Here is a 20260-nt window from a genome sequence, read left to right as displayed (position 1 = left end):
GCCGCCCGGTGGCTCCGGCCACCGGGCGGCCCCGGGCTGTCACCGCTACAGGCTCACCAGCACGATCCCCGCGGCGACGATCGCCGAGCAGATGACGCGATTGCGCCCGAACGGCTCCTTGAAGACGAGCGTGCCGATGCCCGCCGCCAGCACGACGCTGGTCTCGCGCAGCGCCTCCACCTTGGCCACGCCGCCCAGCGACAGCGCCCAGAGGATCAGGCCGTACGAGGCGAGGGCGTTGACCCCGCCGAACACCCCGGTCTTCCACTGGGTGCGCAGGTAGTCGAGCAGCCGCCGGCGCCGGACGACGGCCGCCAGCGCGGGCATCGGGATGCTCTCCAGGACGAACAGGTAGACCAGGTAGCTGATCATCCGCTCGGTGGAGTGCACCCCGGCCGCGTCCGAGGCGGTGTAGCCGGCCACGCACAGCCCCGCGACGACCGCGTACGCGATCGGCACCGCGCGGATCTCGCCGAGCCGGTTGGACAGCACCAGGCTGATGATGCCGACCGAGATCAGCGCGACCCCGAACCAGCCGGTCGGGCCGAGGGGTTCGTCCATCAGGGCGACCGAGATGACCGCCACGGCCAGCGGCGGCACACCGCGGATGATCGGGTACATCTGGCCGAAGTCGCCCAGCTGGTAGGCCCGGACGAGGAAGAGCCGGAAGGCCGTGTTGAGCACGGTCGAGATCGCGACGAACGTCCAGGCGCCCGGGTCGGGCGGCGCCACGAAGGGCATCGCCAGACCGCAGACGACCAGGGCGACGGCGTCGACCACGCCGACGGCCGTCAGCCGGTCGGTGCCGGACTTGACCGCGGCGTTCCAGGAGGCGTGCATGAGCGCCGAGACGAGCGCCAGCACGATCGCGAGGAGGGGAGTGGACACAGTGGGGGTACCGTCGTTCCTTTGCCGGTGGGCTGCGCGCTGTCGTTTGGGCGGCGCGTCGCCGGTGGGGCGACGCGCCTGGGATCAGGCGCGGTTGGACCAGATCCGGAACATGAACCGGTTGACGTCCTCGGCCCGGTCGGTCGCCGGGTCGACGACCCGCGCGGGGAACCGGTCGTGGAAGGCGGTGCGGGTGTGCAGGAAGCGCTCGTCGGCCTGGACCAGGCTCTGGCCCGGCTCCAGCCGCAGCCGGTACTGCACCGGGGTCTGGTCCAGCAGCGTGTCCAGGAAGTCCAGGGCGCGGACCTGTTCGTCCGTCATCGGCTCCCCGGCCTTGGCGTGCGCGGCCTCCATGTACACCCGGAAGTACTTGATCAGCGGCTTGCCGACGGCGTCGTAGCCGATGATCGGGGCGCGGAAGAGCCGCTGGTCCTCGGCCATGCCGCGGTTCTCGAACCAGAAGTCGCCCTCCAGGACGGCCAGGACGTCCGGGTGGTCGAGCAGCTTGCGGTGCACCGTCGCCGCGTCGATCAGGATGCTCTCGCCGCCGACCAGGGCGTCGCGCACGCAGGACAGCAGCAGGTAGTCGATCGGGTCGGGGTCGGCGGTCGCGTCGTTGTGGACGTAGGCGCCCTGTCTGGTCTGGTGGTAGCGCACCCCGCCCTCGATGGTGCCCACCCCGCGGTCGTAGACCTCGATGACCTTCCAGCCCTCGGAGTTCTGCACCGTCGGCACGCCCAGCAGGTTGCCCAGCACCCAGGCGAGGACGCCCTGTTCGAGGATGGTGGTGACCCCGTCGATCCGCTCGTAGAGCACGAAGTGCGCCCCGGAGTCGATGGTCGCCCGGGTGGCCTCGACCTCGGCGGCGAACAGCGGCACCGCCGCCGGGTCCACCCCGAGGGTGTCGATCCGCCGCCCCGCCAGCCCGTCGGCCAGCCGCTTCACGTACCCGGCCACCTCCGCCTGGGCGGCCGGGGAGAACACCCGGTAGCTCTCGTCGGGAACCGGGATCGTGCTGACGAAAGACATCCGTCCTCCACTTGTAGATACTGCTCGCGCTCGGGGCGGCTGATCGACAAGGGGAAGTGAGACCTGTCTGACGGCATGCCAAATAACCGGCTCAAAACCGGACTTTCCCCCCGTGCTCGACGCTGATGATCACGCCGCGGAGGCGAAGCTAGCACGGCATGTGTGCATCCGGCCAGAACCTGACTATACAAGTGGGCGAGAGCTGGAGACGCCGCTGAGCCTGGGCCGGGAGGTACCCGGGCCCAGGCTCAGCGGTGTGTCTCCGGGGGCGGCTACAGCAGCGCCTCCGAGCCGTGCAGCTCGACGAAGCCGACCACGCGGCGCAGCTGGTCGAAGCTCGTGACGTTGTTGCCGATCAGGTGCACCGAGGCCGGCTGGCCCTGGCGCCAGGCGTGCGCGGCCCGGGAGAGCGCGCCCCACTGGTTCTCCATGTCGCGGTAGTCGACGCTCAGCTGGTTGGCGGTGTAGCGCTCGATGTTGCCGTGGACGCGGTTGAGGATCGGCCCGAACCGGGCGGCCTCGGAGAAGATGGTGATGGCCATCAGCATGCCGCGGTCGACGCGGACCTCGTCCCACTGGGGGACGTTGTAGAGGTCCCGCATCGCGTTGAAGATGTTGTTGGAGCCCAGGTAGAGGTTCTCGCGGGTCGGGCCGCCGTTGATGTTGAGGTAGCTGCCGGTGCGCGGCATGAGGCGCACCTGGACGCCGAGGTCGCTCTGGAACTGCAGCTGCCGGCCGTCCTGGAAGGCCCAGTGCTGGTTGGCCGCGGGGGAGTAGAAGCCCGCGACGTAGAGGTTGTCGGCCCACAGGTAGACGGAGACGAGGTCGGCTCCCGCGTTCCGCACCCGCACCTGGATCAGCCGGTTGGTGTTCCGGGTGGTCTGCTGGACCATCCCACTGTCGGCGCCGGTCGCGTCGCCGTAGCTGTTGCGGTGGATGGCGTCGATCAGGTTCCAGTAGCGGTTGGCGTGCTCGCCGCTGCCGTTGGTAATGCCGGTGATGTCCCAGTCGATGATCGGCCAGCTCTGCTGGGTCGCGGCCCGCTGCGCGGCGGCCGGTTGGGCCTGGTGCACCACTGTCGGGGTCGCGCCGGAGGCGGCGGCGGTGCCGGCCAGGGGGAGGAGCAGGGCGGTGGCGGCGGTCAGGGACAGGAGTGCGGAGTGGGTCCTGGTGAACACGGTTCCTCGTGGATGGCGTGGGATGACCGGAACCCGGTCGGCTCCGATCTGCCGGGCCATCATGTCCGTGCGGGAAGAGTCCACTTGTCCTCGTCGCGCACGCGTTCTGTTCCGTGCGCGAACGCCGCCGCGCCCGTGCCCTGAAGCGGGCGCGTGCGCGGCGGTGCTGCTGGTGTCGGTGGTGGTGCGGGAACCGGGGCGCCGGGGTCAGAAGGCCGAGTGGGCGAACCAGTGGGCCAGCAGGTCCTCGTCGCCGGAGGCCTGGATGCCGGGCGCGGTGCGGTCGAGGCGGCCGTAGAGGAGCAGCAGCAGGTCGGCGGCGCCGGCCCGGAGGGTGGCGTCGGCGGGGGTGTCGTCGGCGTCCCGGTCGAGGGCGAAGCCGTCGGGCCGCAGCCGGACCAGCCAGTCGCCGTCGCCGTCGGTGCGGGTGAAGCGGATGGTGCGGTGCTCGGCGCGCAGTTCGGCGGTGTGCGGGGCGAACAGGGTGGCGAAGGGCAGGTTGGTCAGGAACTCGTCGACGCCGTCCGCGGCGAGGGTGGGCTCCACGTCCGCGGTGCGGCCGAGGGCGAGTTCGGCGTCGACGCGGTGGACGAGGGTCTCGAACAGCATCCGGCGCACCCAGAAGCGGGCGTGCTGGTCGGCGCCCCAGGCCCACATCGGGGCGTCGAGGTCGGTCTCCGCGAAGGCGGCGGCGGCCTGTGCGGCGGAGTCGGCGAGCCAGGCCGGGTAGTCCTCGGGGAGTTCGGGCAGCTTCAGGTCGACGTCGCGGCTGCGCGGGGGCTCCTGGATCCGCTGCCGGAGCAGGACGGTGAACCAGCGCTGGACGCTGCCGGCGTGGCGGACGAGGTCGGCGAGGGTCCAGTCCGGGCAGCTGGGCACCGGCAGCGCGGGGTCGGCCCGGTCCACGGCGGCGACGAAGCGGGCGGTCTCGGCGGCGACGGCCGCGCCGTGGTCGAGGGGGGTCATGGGCGGTGTCTCCAGGGGTGCGGGGCTCGCGGCGGCGCCGGATGTTTCAGCCGGATGTTTCAGTACGTGAAGCAATCGGGGGCGACGCTAGGCCTGAAAGGTTGAGTCTGTCAAGCATCACCCCGGTCCAGCGCCGCCAGCAGCTCCGGGCCCGGCCACCGCCGCGCCGCGCCCGGGCCGGCCCGCTCGGCCTCCCGGACCAGCGCGGCCAGCCGGGTGTTGGCCGGCGCCGGCAGGCCGTACCGGGCGGCGAGCGCGATCACCTCGCCCTGGAGCGAGTCGATCTCGGTCGGACGGCCGCGTTCGAGGTCCTCCCACATCGACGAGCGGGCCTTGGCGTCGATCCGCAGGCTCGCGGCGGCCACCCGGCGGAAGAGCGCGTCGGGCAGCCCGAGCAGCAGGGGCGTCCAGCGCGGCGGCACCGGGCCGAGCCGGGCGGGCGCGATGCCCGCCGCACCGAAGGCGGCGAGCGCCTCCCGCTGGCACCGGGCCAGACAGGCCCGGTACGCCCGGGTGCCGAGCTGCTCGCGCAGCGGCAGGCCGGACAGCGCGTTCACCGCGTTGTTCAGGTTCATCAGCAGCTTCGCGGCCTGCACCGCGGGCATGTCGGCGCGCAGCTCCAGCCGGAGCCCGCCGGCCCGGGCCGCCGCCGCGAACGGCCGGGCCACCGGGGCGGACTCGACCATCAGCGCGCCGCCGCTGCCCTGGTGGACGGCGGCCGGACCGCTGCGCACCACGTTGTACGGGACCATCCCGGCGAGCACCCGGTGGCCCGGCAGCTCGGCCCGCAGCACCTCCGGGTTGTGCAGGCCGTTCTGGAAGCTGATCACGACCGCGCCGGGTGCGAGGTGTCCGGCCAGTTCGCGGGCGGCGGTGCGGGTGTCGGCGGACTTGACCGTCACCAGCACGAAGTCCGCCGCCGCCGCGGCCGCCGCCCCGGTGGCGACGGTCAGCCCCCGCACCTCCCGCCGCGCCGGGCCGGGGCCGGTCAGCGTCAGCCCGTCCCGTTCGACCTCCGCCATCGCCGCCGGCCGTCCGATCAGCGTGACCTCCGCCGCGGCGGCCAGCATGCCGCCGAGGTGGCAGCCGACGCTGCCGGCGCCGAGGACCGCGATCCGTGGTGCTCCGACGGCCGCGTCCCGTGAGGCCGCGACCCGTGGTTCCCGGCGCACCCGATCAGCCGACCAGGTCCGGGTCGCTCGCGGCGATCTGCTCGAACAGCGGCTGCGCCTGGAACCAGCCGGCCAGGTGGCTGCCGACCTGTCCGCGGGTGATCAGGGCGGTCTCCCGGTCGATGTGCTTCGGGGTGCCGGCCGCCATGGCGAGCAGCTGGGCCTGGCAGGAGCGCTCCATCGTGACGAACCACCAGACCGCCTCGGCGACCGACTGCCCGACGGTCAGCAGCCCGTGGTTCTGCAGGATCACCGCCTTGTTGGTGCCGAGCGCGGCCGCGACCCGCTTGCCCTCGTCGACCTCGTTCACCACGCCGCGGTAGTCGCTGTACAGCCCGTGGTCCTCGAAGAACGCGCAGGCGTCCTGGGTGAGCGGGTCGAGGGTGAGGCCGAGGCTGGAGAAGGCCTTGCCGTGCAGCGAGTGCGCGTGGGCGGCGGCGACCGCGTCCGGGCGGGCCGCGTGCACCTGGGAGTGGATCACGAAGGCGGCCCGGTTCACCGGCCGGTCGCCGTGCAGCAGGGTGCCCTCGTGGTCGACCAGGATCAGGTCGGACGCCTTGATCATGCTGAAGGGCATCCCGAACGGGTTCACCCAGAAGCGGTCGGGGTGCTCCGGATCGCGCACGGTGATGTGCCCGGCCACCCCCTCGGAGAAGCCGAACCGTCCGAACAGCCGGAATCCGGCGGCGAGTTGTTCCTTGCGGTACCGGCGTTCGGCGGCCGGCGAGTCGAAGCTCGGCGGCATCGGCAGGGTGACGCCGGACGGCAGCGGTCCGACGGCGGCGGCGAGCGCGGCGGGCAGCGGAGTGCCCGCACCGGAAGGCGGAGGGATGCTCATGGGCCCAGAAGATACAATGCTGTATCCGATACGACAATGGATCCGATACGGCCACACAGCAAGACCGGCCGCCGTCCGAGTGAACCGGGATGCCACCGATGCCCAAGGGTGAGACCAAGCGACGCCCGCGCACCCGCGCGGCCCTGCTCCAGGCGGCGCTGGAGACCTTCGCCGAGTACGGGTTCCGCGCCGCCAGCATCGAGCAGATCTGCGAGCGGGCCGGCTACACCCGGGGCGCGTTCTACTCCAACTTCAGCAGCAAGGAGGAGCTGTTCCTCGCGCTGTTCGACGAGCACAGCGACCGCATCCTGCGGCGGATGACCGAGCTGGTCGACTCGATCGCCACCGAGGACCTCACCGTGCAGGCACTGGTCGACGTCCTCTGCGAGGTCGAACCGGCCGAACGTGACTGGTACCTGGTCAGCACCGAGTTCACCCTGCACGCCATCCGCGATCCGCAGGCCGCCTGGGTGCTCGCCCGGCACGACGCCCGGCTGCGCACCCAGCTGGCCCGCGCCCTCACCGACCACCTCGCCCGGGCCGGCCGCACCCTCACCGCCGACCCGGACGAAGTCGCCCGGCTGCTGATCGCGATCCGCGAGGGCGGGCTGGCCCAGAGCTACGTCGAACCCGAACAGCTGCCGCCGGGCAGGCTCGAACGGCGCTTCCTGGAGCCCCTGCTGACCGCGCTCACCACGGACTCCCACCCGTCCTGAAACGGCCCGCCGGGCCGGCTCGGCCGACCGGGCCCTCCCACCGGTGCCCCCGGCTGCGTTTGCGCAGGTGGGGGCGGGATACTTACCGGCATGGCACGGGTACCGCTGATCGAGGACGACGACTCCGAACGCGAGGCGTCGGCACCAGTCCCGCGCCGACGCGGGCGCGACGTGCGCGCCTGGGCGTCGGGCGCGGCGGACCGCGTCCCGGCCGCGCCCCGCTACGGCCGGTCCGGCCACTCCGGCCGCGCCGGGTCGCTGTGAGCACCCCGCCCCCGTCCGAGCGCCCGGAGCCACGCACTCCCCGGCTGGTCCGGCTGCGCCGCGCCGTCGCCGGGCTGCGCCCGCGGCTGCTGGTGGCCTTCGTCGCCGTCGCCGCCCTGAGTGCGCTCGCCACCGCCGCGCTCACCTACCGGGCCGCGACCAACTCCACCCTCGACCTCACCCAGGACACCACCCTGGACGAGCTGCGCCGCCGCATCGACGTCCGCGCCCCGGCCCTGCCCTTCCCGCCGACCCAGTCCGAACTCGACGTCCTGGCCGCCGAGTTGTCCGGCACCGGCGGCTTCCGCGACTGGCACGTCCTGGCCGCCTACGGCACCGAGCACTCCGCCTGGGCCCAGCCCGTCGACGTCCCGCCGGCGCTGCGGCGCACCGTCGACGGCGGCCGCGCCGCGTTCCAGCGCTTCAGCGCCGACGGCCACCCCTGGCTCGCCGCCGGCGTCCCCGTGACCTACGCCAAGGGCGGCCCGTCCGGCCTGACCGTCTACGCCGTCCTCCCGCTCGACCGCGAGCAGAGCGCCGCCGACGCGCTGCTGGCCGGCGCCGCCGGGGCCGGGGCGTTCGCCGCGGTCCTCGCCGCCGGGCTCGCCCTGCTCGCCGCCCGCCAGGTGCTGCGGCCGGTCCGGGCCCTGGGCGACGCCGCCCACGCCCTCGCCCAGGGCCGGCTCGACACCCGGCTCACCGTCACCGGGCACGACGAACTCGCCCAGCTCTCCAAGACGTTCAACCACACCGCGCGCACCCTCCAGGGCACCATCGAGGAACTGCGCGCCGTCGAGTCCCAGGGCCGGCGGTTCGCCGCCGACGTCTCGCACGAACTGCGCACCCCGCTCGCCGCCATGCTCGCCGTCACCGACATCCTCGACGAGGACGCCGAACACCTCCCGGCCGACACCGCGACCGCCCTGCGCATGATCAGCAACGAGACCGTCCGCCTCACCCGGCTCGTCAACGACCTCATCGAGATCTCCCGCCTCGACGCCGGAGCCGCCCCGCTGCGCACCGAGTCCATCGACGCCGCCACCGCCGTCCGGGAGACCGTCGACCTGCGCGGCTGGAGCGACCAGGTCGAACTCGACCTGCCCGCGGCCCTGCCCGTACAACTCGACCCGCGCCGCTTCGACGTCATCGTCGCCAACCTGGCCGGCAACGCCCTGCGGCACGGCCGGCCACCCGTACGGCTGCGACTGCGGGAGGCCGACGGCGAGCTGCTGCTGCTCACCGTCACCGACCGCGGGCCGGGCATCCCGCCGGCCGAACTGCCGCACCTGTTCGACCGGTTCTACAAGGCCGACAAGGCCCGGGCCCGCTCCGAGGGCAGCGGGCTGGGCCTCGCCATCGCCCAGGAGAACGCCCGGCTGCACGGCGGACTCATCGAGGCCGCCAACTCGCCGGGCGGCGGCGCGGTGTTCACCCTCGTCCTGCCCCGCGGCATCCTCCCGGAGGAGATGTGACCGTCCGCCACCGTCTGGTCCCCGTCACCGCGGCGCTGCTGCTCGCCTGCGGCTGCTCGATCGCCACCACCGACCCGGTGAAGAGCGGGCGGGCGGCCACCGGCGTCCAGCCGGGCACCCGGCTCTACTTCCTCGACCAGCACGGCCTGCGGCTGACCATCCGGCCCGGCGCCCAGCGCGACGGCCTCCAGCGGACCCTGGACGCCCTGGTCGCCGGGCCCGACCGGGCCGAGGCGCACACCGGCCTGTACAGCGAGCTGCCCGCGGGCGGCCGGGTCCAGGCCACCGCCGTGCCCGGCACCGTCACCCTCCGGCTGTCCTGGCCCGCCGCCTCGCTGTCCGCCTCCGCCGTCCAGCAGCTGGTCTGCACCGCCGACGACGCCCCGGCCGAGTCCGGCCCGCCGCCGAGGGTCACCATCGTGAGCAGCGACGGCCCCTCGGCCATCCAGCAGCAGTGCGACCTCCACCGGGACGGCTGACCCGGGGCCCGGCCCACGGGCGGCACGACGGGGGCACCCCCTCCCGAGGGCGGCGGGACGTACGCTGGGCAGCGGCTTACTTCACGGCGTGAGACGACGGCTGGGGACCGCCGAGCGCCAAGGGGCCGGAGAGTGGGCCCCGGGCGTGGGTGACGGACCGACGGGAGGGTTGCCCGTGCACGGGCGAGGCGGGAACACGGTGCGCGACCTGCGCACGGGCAGCCGGGCCACCGTGCTGCGCGGGCTGTACTTCGACGGGCCGCTCAGCCGGCAGGAGTTGGGCGCCCGCACCGGGCTCAGCGCCGGGTCGGTCAGCAATGTGACCGGCGAGCTGCTGGCGGACGGCCTGATCGAGGAGTGCGGCTCGGTCGGGTCCGACGGCGGCCGGCCGCGGACCATGCTCCGGGTCGCCGCCGGCCGCGCCCGGCTGGTGGGCGTCGACGTGGGCGAGACCCAGGTCCGGGTGGCCCTGTTCGACCTGGCCCGCACCGAACTGGCCGCCCGCGACCTGCCGCTCTCCGACCGGGGCCGCGACGCCGGCCACGTGGTGGAGCTGATCCTCGCCGGGCTGGCCGACGTGCTCGAACGCACCGGCACCGCGCCGGAGACGGTGCTCGGTGTCGGCGTCGGGGTGCCCGGCATCGTCGACCAGGGCGCCCCCGGCGCGGACGGGCGGGGCATCGTGGTGCACGGTCAGGCCGTCGGCTGGGACGCCGTGCCGCTCGGCCGGCTGCTGCGGGCCGGTACCGCGCTGCCGCTGTTCGTCGACAACGGCGCCAAGACGCTGGGCCAGGCCGAGATGTGGTTCGGGGCCGGCCGCGGGGCCCGGCACGCGGTGGTGGCGCTGGTCGGTTCCGGGGTCGGCGCCTGCGTCATCGCCGACGGCGCGCGCTACCGGGGGGCGAGCAGCAGCGCGGGCGAGTGGGGCCACACCAAGGTGCACGTCGGCGGCCGGCGCTGCCGCTGCGGCGCCCGCGGCTGCCTGGAGGCCTACGTCGGGGCCGAGGCGCTGGTGGAGCGCTGGGGCGCGGCGCCGCCCGGCGACGAGAAGGCGGGACTGGCGGCGCTGCTGGCGGCCGCCGAGGCGGGGGACCCGGCGGCCGTCGGGCTGCTCGACGAGGCCGCCGAGTACCTGGGGGCGGGGATCGCCGACCTGGTCAACCTGTTCAACCCGGAGCGGATCGTGATCGGCGGCTGGGCGGGGCTGCTGCTGGGGCCCAGGCTGCTGCCCGGCATCCGCGCCGCGGCCACCGGGTACGCGCTGCGCTTCCCGTACGAGCACGCGCTGATCGTCCTCGGCAGTCTGGGGCCGGAGGCGGTCGCCCTGGGGGCCGCCACCCTGCCGCTGTCGGACTTCCTGGACTCCGGCGGGCGGCTGCCGGATCGTTCGCATCTCACCGACGCCGGCGCATAGTTCACGGCGTGAGCTAAGCACACGGAACGGGTTGACAAGTACACGGCGGCGGCCTGAGACTCCCGGTCAGGGACGGCCCCGGGCCAGGCGCCCGGGCGGCGTCCCCGAGTCGATCCCGGTGGGCCCCCGACCGCCCGGTGAGGCGATCCCCCCACGGGCCGCCGCCGCGCGCCACCGGCACCCCCACCCACCTCACCTAGGGACCTGCCGATGAGGCGTTCTTCAGCCCGGCCGCGCACGCCGGCCCGCCCGCGCACGTCAGCCTGCCCGCCCACGCCGGCCCGCCCGCGCACGGCACCGGGGGCGGTCCTGGGCCTGCTCCTGTTCCTCGTGTCCGTCCTGGCGGTGCCGGTCCCGGCCGGCGCCGCCGGTCCACGGCCCGCCCCGGCCGGACCGGCCGCCGCGGCCGCCGCCGACTGCGGCACCGACAACGCCGCCAGGGGCCGCCCGGCCACCGCCTCCAGCGCGGAGAGCGCGGGCACGCCGGCCGCCTCGGCCGTGGACGGCGACCCCGGCACCCGCTGGTCCTCCGCCTTCAGCGACCCCCAGTGGCTCCAGGTCGACCTCGGCGCGGTCCGCCAGGTCTGCCGGGCCGTACTCACCTGGGAGACCGCGTACGGGCGTTCGTACCGGATCGAGGTCTCGGACGACGGCGCGGCCTGGCGCACCCTGTACAGCACCGACAGCGGGGCCGGCGGCACCGAGACCGTCCCGCTCGCCGGGAGCGGCCGCTACGTCCGGCTGACCGGGCTCGCCCGGGCCACCGCCTGGGGCTACTCCCTGTGGGAGTTCCAGGTGAACACCTCCGACGTGCCGCCGGTCCAGGGCGGCGGCGACCTCGGGCCCAACGTGCTCGTCTTCGACCCCTCGACGCCCGGCATCCAGGCCACCGTGGACCGGGTGTTCAAGCAGCAGGAGGCCAACCAGTTCGGCCCCGAGCGCTACGCGCTGCTCTTCAAGCCGGGCAGCTACGGCAACCTCAACGTCCAGCTCGGCTTCTACACCTCCGTCGCCGGTCTCGGTCTCAGGCCCGACGACACCACGATCAACGGGGACGTCACCGTCGACGCAGGCTGGTTCAACGGCAACGCGACGCAGAACTTCTGGCGCTCCGCCGAGAACCTCGCCCTCACCCCGGTCAGCGGCACCGACCGCTGGGCGGTCGCCCAGGCGGCCCCGTTCCGCCGGATGCACGTGCGCGGCGGCCTCGAGCTCTCGCCCGCCGGGTACGGCTGGGCCAGCGGCGGCTACATCGCGGACAGCAGGATCGACGGCAGCGTCGGCAACCACTCCCAGCAGCAGTGGTACACCCGGGACAGCGCGATCGGCGGCTTCAGCAACGGCGTCTGGAACCAGGTCTTCTCCGGCGTCCAGGGCGCACCGGCCCAGAGCTTCCCCGACCCGCCCTACACCACCCTGGACACCACGCCGATCTCCCGAGAGAAGCCCTTCCTCTACCTGGACGGCGCCGACTACAAGGTGTTCGTCCCGGTCAAGCGCACCAACGCCCGCGGCGTCTCCTGGGACGGCGCCGCGCAGGGCGAGTCGCGCCCGCTCAGCCGCTTCTACGTGGTGAAGCCCGGCGCCACCGCCGCGACCGTCAACGCGGCGCTGGCCCAGGGGCTCGACCTGCTCTTCACCCCCGGGGTCTACCACCTGGACCGGCCGATCGCGGTCACCCGGCCCGACACCGTGGTGCTCGGCCTCGGCCTGGCGACCCTGGTGCCCGACAACGGGGTGACGGCCGTCCAGGTCGCCGACGTCGACGGGGTACGGCTCGCCGGTCTGCTCGTCGACGCCGGTCCGGTCCGCTCCTCCGCCCTCGTCCAGGTCGGCCCGGACGGCGCCCGGGGCGGCCACGCCGCCGACCCGACCACCCTGCAGGACGTGTTCGTCCGGGTCGGCGGCGCGGGCGGGGGCTCCACCACCGCCGGCATCGTCGTCAACAGCAACGACGTGATCGTCGACCACACCTGGATCTGGCGGGCCGACCACGGCACCGGCGTCGGCTGGGACGTCAACCCCGCCGACTACGGCCTGCTGGTCCGCGGCGCCGACGTGCTCGGCACCGGGCTGTTCGTCGAGCACTTCAAGAAGTACGACGTCGAGTGGTCCGGCGAACGCGGCCGCACGATCTTCTTCCAGAACGAGAAGGCCTACGACGCCCCGAACCAGGCGGCGATCCAGAACGGCCCCACCCTGGGCTACGCCGCCTACAAGGTGGACGACACCGTCACCGCCCACGAGGGCTGGGGCCTCGGCAGCTACTGCTACTTCAACGTGGACCCCACCATCCGGATGGACCACGGCTTCGAGGCACCGACCCGGGCGGGCGTGCGGTTCCACGACCTGCTGGTCGTCTCGCTCGGCGGCAAGGGCCAGTACAACCACGTCGTCGACACCACCGGCGCCGCCACCTCCGGCACCTCGACCACCCCGTCGACGGTGACGGCCTACCCGTAGCCGGACCGGGGCCCGAGGGGCTGCCGCCGCCGGGCGGCAGCCCTACCGGTCGGCCTCTTCCGGGGCGTTGTTAGCCTGTTCCGCATGATCGGGAAGAGCACGGTCTCGGGCTGGGCGGCGCGGGGCGGTCCGCAGCGGGCCCTGATCCTGGCGAGCTTCGTCAGCCGGGTGGGCAACGGGCTGTTCAACACCGCCTCGGTGCTCTACTTCACGCTGGTGGTGCACCTGCCCGCCGCCCGGGTCGGGGTCGGCCTCACGATCGCGGGGCTGGTCGGCCTGCTGGCCGGGGTCCCGGCGGGCAACCTGGCCGACCGGTACGGGCCGCGCACGGTCTGGCTGTGGGCACTCGCGGTGCAGGCCGCGACGATGGCCGGGTTCGTCCTCATCGACGACTGGGCCACCTTCACGCTCGTCGCCACCCTGGACCGGCTGGCGGCGACGGCCGCGGGCGCCGCGGGCGGTGCGCTGATCGCCCGGGCGGGCGGTGAACGCCCGGCCGCGTTCCGGGCGAGGCTCCGTACCTTCGTCAACCTCGGTGTGGTGCTGGGCACCCTCGGTGCCGCCGTCGCCGTCGCGGCCGGCACCCGCCAGGCGTACACCGCGCTGATCCTCGCCAATGCCGCCAGCTTCGCCTGCGCCGGGCTGATCGCCCTGGGCGGCCTCCCGAACTACCGGCCGCTGCCCCGGCCCGCGGAGCACCACCGGGCGGCGGTGCTGTCCGACCGGCCGTTCGTGACCTTCGTCGCGCTCTACGGCGCGATGGGCCTGCAGTACCAGACCGTCTCCCTGCTGCTGCCGATCTGGCTCTCCGCCCACACCGACGCGCCCCGCTGGACGGTGGCGGCGGTCTACGCGGTCAACAGCGGGGTGTGCGTCCTGCTGCAGAGCCGGATCGGCTCCCGGGTGGAGACGCCGCGTCAGGGCGGCCGGGCGTTCCGCCTCGCCGGGCTGTGCTTCCTGGTCAGCTGCCCGCTGATGGCCCTGACCGCGGACGTCCCGGCGTGGACCGCGCCGGTGCTCGCCGTGCTCGCCGTCGTCGTGCACAGCCTCGGCGAGGTGTGGGAGTCCTCCGGCGGCTACGCGCTCGGCTTCGGCCTCGCCCCCGACCACGCCCAGGGCCAGTACCAGGGCTTCTGGGGCGTCGGCTTCAACGCCGGGCAGGCCCTGGCGCCGGTGGTCCTCACGACGGCGGTCCTCGGCCTCGGCCACGCGGGCTGGCTGCTGCTCGGCGCCTTCTTCGCGGCACTGGGCGCGGCCGGCCCGCCGCTGGCCGCCTGGGCGGAGCGCACCCGCCGCCACCCGGACCACGACACGGCCCACCCGACACCCGCCGGTTCACCCGCCGGGCAGGCGTAGCGGATCCCGCTCGACCGCGCCGGGACCCGTTCGTTCGTAACCGTGGGCGCCGGCGCGTCGTTGGTCCTCGTGACGCCAATGTCCGGACGGGGGTGCGCACCGCACCCACCTCGCTCGCAGGGGGACCGGTGAAGATCAACAAGCTGTCGCTGCACGGCGGTGACTTCCACAACCACGAGAACACCTACGAGAAGGTCGACACCGTCAACCACTTCGAGAACGGTGGGATCGTCATCGGCGCGGGGGCGGCGGGCCAGGACGCCCTCCGGGCAGCGCTCGCCGCAGTGGCGGAGGAGATCGGCCGGGCCCGCAGCAGCGGTGCCCTCACCGAGGCCGTCGCCGGCAGCCTGGAAACGCAGCTCCAGGAAGCGGCTGCGGCGGTGACCGGGCCGGACCCCGACGGACAGGCCGCGCAGGGCAAGCTGGCAGCCGCCCGGCAGTTCCTGGTCGGCTCGGGTGGCGCCCCCGCGATCGTCGCGGCCCTGTCCGCGGCGATCAACGCCGCGAACGGGTTTTGACTGCCACCGGGCACTGTCGGCGAGGCGCGGGAGCCGGTGACACAGGTCAACGTCCGGACGGGCGACAGCAGGAACCCGACCATCCTGGTGCTCGGCGCCCTTGCTCTGATCGGGCTCGTGGCCGTCAGCCTGTCCGCCCTGACGGGGCCTCGGCACGGTGGTGACGGCGGGGCGGCGGCAAGCGGCCCCGCCCCCTCGGCGGGCAAGCCCGGTCCGGTCTGCGCGGCGGCGCAGCCCACGCCCGAGGACCCGAACGTCACCGAGGCGGCCTGCTACCTGCGCGACGGCGACGACCTCTATCTGATGGCCTCGGTCAAGGCCGCCACGCCCGCCCCGGCCACCGTCTACCTCTGGCTCACGGCGGGCAGCGTGTACGCCTACCCGGCCGGCGGCCCGTACGCCTTCCCCCGGACCACCTTCACCTCGACCGCGCAGGAGTTCCGCCACCTCGTCGACATGCCGCTGACGCGCGGCGTCACGTACTACGTGCACGTCAGTACAAAACCGCCCGGTGCGGGGGTGCCCAACGCGATCAAGAACCCCACCGTCACCGGCCACTCGATCGAGGTCCGCTGGTAACCGGGTGCGCGTGACGCCCGGTCAGGCCGGGCGGCGGGCGCGGACGGCGTGGTGGCCGGCGGCGTGCAGGCGGGCGGTGTCGGGGGTGGGTGGGAGCAGGGGTTCGAGGGCGTGCCAGGCGTCGGTGCAGAGGCGGTCGGCGTCGTGCTCGCTCGCGGTGGCGGCGCCGCACTCCAGCAGGGCGTGGCGGGCGGCGTTGACCTCGGCCTCGGTGGCCTCGCCGTCGCGGACGGTGGCCCACAGGGCGGCGGGCCGGGGGAGCAGGGTGACTGCGTGGGCCAGCGGCAGGGTGACCTTGCCGCCGCGCAGGTCCTCGGCGACCTGCTTGGTGGGGGTGCCGTCCGGGTCGGTGACGCCGCGCAGGTCGGCGACGTCGTCGGCGATCTGGTAGGCGGTGCCGAGCGCCGTCCCCCAGTGCAGCAGCGCCGTGCCCAGCGCGGCGTCGGCGCCGGCGGCGATCGCGGCGATCTGGCAGCAGGCGCCCACCAGGGCCCCGGACTTCAGCCGGTGGGTGGCGAGGACCAGCTCCAGCAGCGGGCCGTTGTCGCCGGTGGCGAGGGCGTGGTCCATCTCGCGGCGGTGGCCCTGGACGTCGAGGGCCTGTCCGGCGTGGGCCGCGCGCAGGGCCGCGAGCAGGACCTCGCGCATCCGGCCCTGCAGCGCGGGTTCGTCGGGGGCGGACAGGGCGATGGCCCGGTCGAAGGCGAAGTAGGCGCAGGTGCCCGCGGTGAGGGCGACGGGCACGCCGTACACCGCGTGGGCGGCGGGCTTCGCGCGGCGCACGGCCGAGCCGTCCTGGACGTCGTCGACCACCAGTGAGCCGGTGTGGGCGAGTTCGAGGGCGGCCGCGAGGACGCCGAAGCGCTCGCCGTCGCCGCCGAGCAGGTCGACGATGCTCATCAGCAGGGTGGGGCGCCAGCGTCGGCCGCCCGCGTCCACCATGTGCCGGACGGGTTCCGCGAGGGCCCGGTGCAGGCGCCGGTCGAGGGCGTGCGCGGTGCCGGCGGACAGGCCGCGGTCGTGCCCGCCGGGGAGCCAGACGTCCAGTCCGCCGGGGGAGGGCGGGCAGAGCCGGTCCAGGTGGTGCTCGATCCCGGGGGGCCGGGCCCCGGTGTGCGTGCCGTCCCCGAACGGCCCGACGTCCTCGGCGGGTGCCATAACCATGCGCTCAGCGTAGGGGGTGTCTGACGATTCGCGTCGGATCAGCGTGCGGCGTTGGGGTGCGTGCATCGCAAGGCGGAGGAGGGAGTCCATGCGGAGCATCGGCGACCGACGACAACGCGGCGAGGTGCGTGCCCCGGCGTCGCACGCCCGGCGGGAATCGTCAGACACCCCTCGGCTCGCGTGCCGGGAACGCGGTGGACCGAACGGCGGACGGCGCGCGGTCCGGAACCACTGTCATCCGTATGCCGGGTCCGGGGGCGGGGGTGAGCGGCCCGTCCGGTCCGGTCGGCGATATTTCCGAAGAGGCCTGGTCGGGGTCAACTCCCGGCCGGGGTTAGGATGTTAGCTCGTGTACGGCCGACCCGGCGGGTGGCGGGGCGGCGGCGTTGGCAGGATCCTGACATCACATCAGGTTACCCTTGGGTAATCCATTGGTGTCACCCGGGTGAACGTCCCCGGCCTCTCATGAAGGACCCGTACGTGCTCGATCACCAGTCCCGCCGTTCCGGCCGCCGTCTCGCCGGATCGGCGCTGGCCCTCGCCACCGCCGTCTGCGTACTGCCCGTCGTCCCCGCCTTCGCCGACCAGGCCCCCGCGCCGGCCCCGGCCCCGGCCGCGCAGAGCGAGGCCACCCCGCACCTGGACGCGGTGGAACGGACGCTGCGCCAGGTGTCCCCCGGGCTGGAGGGGACGGTCTGGCAGCGCACCGCGGGCAACCGGCTCGACGCTCCGGCCGACGACCCGGGCGGCTGGCTGCTGCAGACCCCCGGCTGCTGGGGCGACCCCTCCTGCACCGAGCGCACCGGCACCCGCCGGCTGCTCGACAAGATGCGCGAGAACATCTCCCGGGCCACCCGCACCGTCGACATATCCACCCTCGCGCCGTTCCCCGAGGGCGCCTTCCAGGACGCGATAGTGGACGGCCTCAAGGCCTCGGTGGCCGCCGGGAACAGCCCGCACGTACGGATCCTCGCCGGAGCCGCGCCGCTGTACAACATCACCGCGCTGCCGTCGAAGTACCGCGACGAGCTGGTCACCAAGCTCGGCCCCGCCGCCGCCCGGGTCACCATCGAGGTCGCCTCGATGACCACTGCCAAGACCGCGTTCTCCTGGAACCACTCCAAGCTGCTGGTCGTCGACGGACAGAGCGTCGTCACCGGCGGCATCAACAACTGGAAGAACGACTACCTCGACACCGCCCACCCGGTGACCGACGTGGACCTCGCGCTGAACGGCCCGGCCGCCGCCTCCGCCGGCGCCTACCTGGACACCCTGTGGGACTGGACCTGCCGCAACACCGGGGTCTTCTCGGCCGCCTGGTTCGCCTCCACCAACGGCGCCGGCTGCACCCCCGACCTGGAGAAGCGGCACAACCCGCCGGCCGACAAGGTGCCCGCCACCGGCGGCCAGCAGGTGATCGCCGTCGGCGGCCTGGGCGTCGGCATCCGCGACAAGGACTCCGCCTCGGCCTACCGCCCCGGCCCGGTCCCCGCCGTCGACGACCTCAAGTGCGGCCCGATCGGCCTGCACGACAACACCAACGCCGACCGCGACTACGAGACCGTCAACCCGGAGGAGAACGCCCTGCGCGCGCTGATCGCCAGCGCCGGCAGCCGGATCGACATCTCCCAGCAGGACGTCACCGGCACCTGCCCGCCGCTGCCCCGCTACGACGTGCGCACCTTCGACCTGCTCGCGGCCAAGATGGCCGAGGGCGTCAAGGTCCGCATCGTGGTCAGCGACCCCGGCAACCGGGGCACCGTCGGCAGCGGCGGCTACTCGCAGATCAAGTCCGTGAACGAGATCAGCGACACCCTCGCCGCCCGCCTCACCGCCCGCCTCGGCGACCCGGCGCAGGCCAAGGCCACGATGTGCCGAAACCTGCAGCTCGCCCCGTTCCGGGCCGCCCCCACCGCGACCTGGGCCGACGGCCACCCCTACGCGCTGCACCACAAGCTGGTCGCGGTCGACGGATCCGCCTTCTTCATCGGCTCCAAGAACCTCTACCCGGCCTGGCTGCAGGACTTCGGCTACGTCGTCGAGAACCGCACCGCCGCGGCCCAGCTGGACGAGCGGCTGCTCGCCCCGCAGTGGCAGTACTCCCAGACCGCCGCGACGTACGACTACACCCGCGGCCTCTGCCAGGGCTGACACCGGTGAACCGGGGCTGACACCCCACCACCCGGCCCGGGGCCGCCGGAAACCTGGGGGCGATCCCCCCATGCGGCCCCGGGCCGGAGTGTGCCACGGCCCGGGGCGCACCGCGGTCGGCGGTGTTCCGGCAGGCCACGGGGGACTCCGGCGGGTCCGGGGCAGGGGCGGCCTCGGGCGTGGGCGGAATGCGGGGGAGCATCCCCCATGCGGCTCGAGCCGGGCTCGACCGATGCTCAAGGCCCAGGAGGACTCACCGCGCGTCGATCGAGGAGCCGCTCTATGGGGAATGCCCTGTCCGTCAGCGTCGTAGCACTGGATCCCGTCCTGGAGGCGGGAGCCGCCAGCACCCTGGGCAACAGTCCGGAGGTCGCCCTGGTGCTCCCGAACGAGCCCGCCCGGGTGGCGGTCGTGATCGTCGACCAGGTGGACCGCCCGGCCCTGGACCTGGTCACCACCACCCGTGAGCAGGAGCAGCGGCCCGAAGTGGTCCTGGTTGCCACCGAACTGGTCGCCGCCGATGCGCGCCAGGCCATCACCGCGGGCGTGGCCGGACTGCTGCGCCGCCGCGAGGTGACCGCCGACCGCCTGGTGCGCACCGTGCTCTCGGCCGCCGGCGGCGACTGCACCATGTCCGCCGACCTGCTCGACGAACTGCTGGAGCACCGGGAGGGCGCGGCGCGGCCGTACGCCGGCGGCCCCGGCCTCAGCGACCGCGAACGCACGGTGCTGCGGCTGGTCGCCGAGGGCCGGGAGACCGAGGAGATCGCCCGGGAGCTGTGCTACTCGGTGCGGACCGTGACGACCGTGCTGCGCGACATCACCCAGCGGTTCCGGCTGCGCAACCGCGCCCACGCGGTCGCCTTCGCGCTGCGCGGAGGGCTGCTGTGAGCGGCGCGGCGGTGGCCGAGGCGCCGGCCGGGACACTGCCCGGGACGCCGACCGGCCCGTCGTCCCCGTCCCCGGCGGCCGACCGGGCGCAGGCCGCCGCGGGCCACCGGCTGCGCGCCTACCTCCGGGCCACCGACCTCGCCGGGTACGAGACCCTCGCCGGCGCGCTGAGACGGGCGGGCGTGGAAGTGCTCGGCAGCCGACCCCTCGACGGACCGCCGGGCGCGGTCACCGTCGCCGTCGGCGGGACGGTCGAGGAGGCCCTCGGGATCTGCCCGCCACCGGGGCCGTCCGGGGCCGAGCCCGGGGTGCTGCTGGTCGCCGAGCGGTTCACCGCGGGCGGGGTGCTGCGCGCCGTGCGCTCCGGCGCGCGGGCCATGCTGCGCGCCACCGACACCGCCCCGCACCGGCTCGCCGCCGCCGTCCGCACCGCGCGGCACGGCGAGGGGATGATCCCGCAGGGCGTGGTGCTGCGGCTGTTCCCCGCCGGGGCGGAGGAGACCGGCACGCCGCGCCCCGGCACGCCGCTGACGGCCCGGCAGTCCCTGGTGCTCGCCCTGGTGGCCGAGGGCCACGACAACGCCGCGATCGCCCGGACGCTGTCCTGCTCCCAGCACACGGTGAAGAACGCCCTCTACGACCTGATGGCGCGGCTGCAGGTCCGCAACCGGGCCCACGCCGTGGCGCACGCCGTCCGGGCCGGGCTGATCTAGAGGCCGCTG

At 74.3% G+C, this 20260-nt stretch carries 19 protein-coding genes; 12 read left to right on the top strand and 7 right to left on the bottom strand.

Annotation, left to right across the window (positions count from 1 at the left end; translation table 11 throughout):
* Positions 1-45 precede the first annotated feature (45 nt).
* From IE332_RS39520 to IE332_RS39495, 6 genes are all read right to left on the bottom strand, one after another.
* Entirely contained in the window at positions 46-888 is an 843-nt protein-coding gene (locus tag IE332_RS39520) for an EamA family transporter (protein ID WP_189926505.1), read from the bottom strand.
* Between the two features lie 84 nt (positions 889-972).
* Positions 973-1917 (bottom strand): TauD/TfdA family dioxygenase, encoded by a 945-nt coding sequence (locus IE332_RS39515; protein ID WP_189926503.1) that lies wholly within the window; start codon positions 1915-1917, stop codon positions 973-975.
* 272 nt (positions 1918-2189) lie between these two features.
* Entirely contained in the window at positions 2190-3095 is a 906-nt protein-coding gene (locus IE332_RS39510) for a ribosome-inactivating family protein (RefSeq protein WP_189926495.1), read from the bottom strand.
* Positions 3096-3302: 207 nt separating this feature from the next.
* Positions 3303-4061: a maleylpyruvate isomerase family mycothiol-dependent enzyme gene (locus IE332_RS39505; protein ID WP_189926493.1), complete on the bottom strand. Its 759-nt coding sequence runs from the start codon at positions 4059-4061 to the stop codon at positions 3303-3305.
* Between the two features lie 110 nt (positions 4062-4171).
* Positions 4172-5233, bottom strand: coding sequence for a 2-dehydropantoate 2-reductase (locus IE332_RS39500; protein ID WP_229929297.1), 1062 nt, complete (start codon positions 5231-5233; stop codon positions 4172-4174).
* Positions 5234-5237: 4 nt separating this feature from the next.
* Complete coding sequence (locus tag IE332_RS39495; RefSeq protein WP_189926491.1) at positions 5238-6071, bottom strand: class II aldolase/adducin family protein; 834 nt, start codon at positions 6069-6071, stop codon at positions 5238-5240.
* 98 nt (positions 6072-6169) lie between these two features.
* On the opposite strand from IE332_RS39495, the gene IE332_RS39490 reads away from it, so the two are divergent.
* From IE332_RS39490 to IE332_RS39450, 9 genes are all read left to right on the top strand, one after another.
* Positions 6170-6787, top strand: coding sequence for a TetR/AcrR family transcriptional regulator (locus IE332_RS39490; RefSeq protein ID WP_189926489.1), 618 nt, complete (start codon positions 6170-6172; stop codon positions 6785-6787).
* Between the two features lie 90 nt (positions 6788-6877).
* Positions 6878-7051 carry a hypothetical protein gene (locus tag IE332_RS39485; protein WP_189926487.1) on the top strand — a complete coding sequence of 58 codons (174 nt, stop codon included), beginning with the start codon at positions 6878-6880 and terminating at the stop codon, positions 7049-7051.
* On the top strand, positions 7048-8523 hold the full coding sequence (locus IE332_RS39480; protein ID WP_229929296.1) for an ATP-binding protein: 1476 nt from the start codon (positions 7048-7050) through the stop codon (positions 8521-8523). The genes IE332_RS39485 and IE332_RS39480 overlap by 4 nt, the downstream gene beginning before the upstream one ends.
* Complete coding sequence (locus IE332_RS39475) at positions 8520-9002, top strand: GerMN domain-containing protein (RefSeq protein WP_189926485.1); 483 nt, start codon at positions 8520-8522, stop codon at positions 9000-9002. Before IE332_RS39480 ends, IE332_RS39475 begins: the two co-directional genes overlap by 4 nt.
* 175 nt (positions 9003-9177) lie before the next feature.
* A complete protein-coding gene (locus IE332_RS39470) occupies positions 9178-10416 on the top strand; it encodes an ROK family transcriptional regulator (protein WP_189926483.1) in 1239 nt (412 codons plus the stop codon).
* Positions 10417-10626: 210 nt separating this feature from the next.
* Entirely contained in the window at positions 10627-12879 is a 2253-nt protein-coding gene (locus IE332_RS39465) for a discoidin domain-containing protein (protein WP_189926482.1), read from the top strand.
* Positions 12880-12963: 84 nt separating this feature from the next.
* Positions 12964-14235 (top strand): MFS transporter, encoded by a 1272-nt coding sequence (locus tag IE332_RS39460; protein WP_189926480.1) that lies wholly within the window; start codon positions 12964-12966, stop codon positions 14233-14235.
* A 128-nt stretch (positions 14236-14363) separates the two neighbouring features.
* The gene (locus tag IE332_RS39455; RefSeq protein ID WP_189926478.1) at positions 14364-14753 is read left to right on the top strand and encodes a hypothetical protein; all 390 of its coding nucleotides are present in this window, start codon (positions 14364-14366) and stop codon (positions 14751-14753) included.
* 36 nt (positions 14754-14789) lie between these two features.
* Positions 14790-15332: a hypothetical protein gene (locus tag IE332_RS39450; protein WP_189926476.1), complete on the top strand. Its 543-nt coding sequence runs from the start codon at positions 14790-14792 to the stop codon at positions 15330-15332.
* A gap of 21 nt (positions 15333-15353) precedes the next feature.
* Here IE332_RS39450 and IE332_RS39445 read toward each other — a convergent pair whose 3' ends face one another.
* Complete coding sequence (locus tag IE332_RS39445) at positions 15354-16496, bottom strand: polyprenyl synthetase family protein (RefSeq protein ID WP_229929295.1); 1143 nt, start codon at positions 16494-16496, stop codon at positions 15354-15356.
* Between the two features lie 480 nt (positions 16497-16976).
* On the opposite strand from IE332_RS39445, the gene IE332_RS39440 reads away from it, so the two are divergent.
* The 3 genes from IE332_RS39440 to IE332_RS41650 all read left to right on the top strand — a co-directional run bounded on the left by IE332_RS39440 (position 16977) and on the right by IE332_RS41650 (position 20251).
* On the top strand, positions 16977-18647 hold the full coding sequence (locus IE332_RS39440) for a phospholipase D-like domain-containing protein (RefSeq protein WP_229929294.1): 1671 nt from the start codon (positions 16977-16979) through the stop codon (positions 18645-18647).
* Between the two features lie 282 nt (positions 18648-18929).
* Positions 18930-19538, top strand: a complete 609-nt coding sequence (locus IE332_RS39435) for a helix-turn-helix transcriptional regulator (RefSeq protein ID WP_189926472.1) — start codon at positions 18930-18932, stop codon at positions 19536-19538.
* Positions 19535-20251, top strand: coding sequence for a helix-turn-helix transcriptional regulator (locus tag IE332_RS41650; protein ID WP_229929293.1), 717 nt, complete (start codon positions 19535-19537; stop codon positions 20249-20251). The genes IE332_RS39435 and IE332_RS41650 overlap by 4 nt, the downstream gene beginning before the upstream one ends.
* Positions 20252-20260 lie beyond the last annotated feature (9 nt).

This window comes from Kitasatospora xanthocidica (assembly GCF_014656195.1).
GTDB lineage: Bacteria > Actinomycetota > Actinomycetes > Streptomycetales > Streptomycetaceae > Kitasatospora > Kitasatospora xanthocidica.
This window is presented reverse-complemented; position numbering and strand designations above follow the sequence as displayed.

What these genes read in the sequence shown, in the direction of transcription:
- IE332_RS39515 (WP_189926503.1), bottom strand. Translation starts at nt 1,917, where the DNA reads ATGTCTTTCGTCAGCACGATCCCGGTTCCCGACGAGAGCTACCGGGTG.
- IE332_RS39445 (WP_229929295.1), bottom strand. Translation starts at nt 16,496, where the DNA reads ATGGTTATGGCACCCGCCGAGGACGTCGGGCCGTTCGGGGACGGCACG.
- IE332_RS39505 (WP_189926493.1), bottom strand. Translation starts at nt 4,061, where the DNA reads ATGACCCCCCTCGACCACGGCGCGGCCGTCGCCGCCGAGACCGCCCGC.
- IE332_RS39435 (WP_189926472.1), top strand. Translation starts at nt 18,930, where the DNA reads ATGGGGAATGCCCTGTCCGTCAGCGTCGTAGCACTGGATCCCGTCCTG.
- IE332_RS39460 (WP_189926480.1), top strand. Translation starts at nt 12,964, where the DNA reads ATGATCGGGAAGAGCACGGTCTCGGGCTGGGCGGCGCGGGGCGGTCCG.
- IE332_RS39465 (WP_189926482.1), top strand. Translation starts at nt 10,627, where the DNA reads ATGAGGCGTTCTTCAGCCCGGCCGCGCACGCCGGCCCGCCCGCGCACG.
- IE332_RS39495 (WP_189926491.1), bottom strand. Translation starts at nt 6,071, where the DNA reads ATGAGCATCCCTCCGCCTTCCGGTGCGGGCACTCCGCTGCCCGCCGCG.
- IE332_RS39485 (WP_189926487.1), top strand. Translation starts at nt 6,878, where the DNA reads ATGGCACGGGTACCGCTGATCGAGGACGACGACTCCGAACGCGAGGCG.
- IE332_RS39490 (WP_189926489.1), top strand. Translation starts at nt 6,170, where the DNA reads ATGCCCAAGGGTGAGACCAAGCGACGCCCGCGCACCCGCGCGGCCCTG.